1 protein-coding gene is annotated in these 566 nt (G+C 47.0%); it reads right to left on the reverse strand.

Translation table 11 applies throughout. The annotated features are described in order from the left end of the window. Positions 1 to 566 (reverse strand): hypothetical protein (locus ACYVE4_RS22470; protein WP_461042499.1); only part of this gene is annotated, 566 nt, incomplete at both ends.

Genomic DNA, 566 nt, shown 5'->3' on the forward strand with positions numbered 1-566 from the left:
CGGCCACTACTGGACGCATCGCCCATCTGATCAATTGAGACATATTGTAGAATCGAAGCACTACTCTCTGCATTAAAATAAATGGTTCCCCCATGAGTGGATTGGGAACCATAGTCTGGATTTGCCTTGCCCCGAAAACGAATCGAATCCGAAACCGTCCCTTGAGCAATCAGTGTACCGGAAACATTGATATCCCGCCCATACGCTGGTGATTCAATTACTGTCCCCGGCTCCAATGTGAGCTTGTAGCCCTGAGGAACCTGAATCGAAGTGCCCAACCGGTAAAAAGAGTCATAACCCAACTTGGGCATCACCGCATCCATGTTGTCGGCATTACTGGTAATGTTGACAATGGCTTTAATATTGGCGAAGTTTTTGGCTCCTCCCACCCAACTGACTATGTCATCCTGTTCACTGTGAGTGATAGAGGTATTCTTAATAGTGGGAGTCTGGCCTGAGGAGATATAAACAGCTCTTCCCGAGCTACTCACGTCGCCCATCTGATCAATCGAGACATACTGCAAGATCGAACTACTGCTTTCAGAGTTAAAATAAATGGTTCCTCC

This window comes from Spirosoma harenae (genome assembly GCF_054776975.1).